Source organism: Ensifer sp. NM-2, assembly GCF_003024455.1.
Taxonomy (GTDB): Bacteria; Pseudomonadota; Alphaproteobacteria; order Rhizobiales; family Rhizobiaceae; genus Ensifer; species Ensifer canadensis.
Genome location: NZ_PVZR01000126.1, coordinates 1 through 490, shown reverse-complemented (window position 1 = coordinate 490; position 490 = coordinate 1). Strand labels below are relative to the sequence as shown.

General features: G+C 63.7%; 1 protein-coding gene. It reads left to right on the top strand.

Going from position 1 to position 490, the window contains the following annotated elements; all coding sequences use genetic code 11:
- Nucleotides 1-490, top strand: a 490-nt coding sequence (locus tag C6558_RS39100) for an aldehyde dehydrogenase family protein (protein ID WP_146161018.1), incomplete at both ends; no start/stop codon positions are given.

Below are 490 nucleotides of genomic sequence, written 5' to 3'. Positions count from 1 at the left end.
CCGCCTTCTTCTCCACCGGCCAGCGTTGCACCGCGTCGTCGCGGGTGATCGTGACCGAAGGCATTCACGACCGGTTCGTGGCGGCGATGGGCGAGCGCATGAAGGGGCTCACCATCGACGACGCGCTGAAGGCCGGCACCCATATCGGCCCGGTGGTCGACCAGAGCCAGCTCAACCAGGACACCGACTACATCGCCATCGGCAAACAGGAAGGCGCCAAACTCGCCTTCGGCGGCGAGCTTCTGAAGCGCGACACGCCCGGCTTCTACCTGCAGCCGGCGCTGTTTACCGAGGCAACCAACCAGATGCGCATCTCGCGTGAAGAAATCTTCGGACCGGTCGCTTCGGTGATCCGGGTGAAGGATTATGACGAGGCGCTTGCCGTCGCCAACGACACGCCGTTCGGGCTGTCGTCGGGCATTGCCACCACCAGCCTGAAACATGCGACGCATTTCAAGCGCAATGCCGAGGCCGGCATGGTGATGGTCAA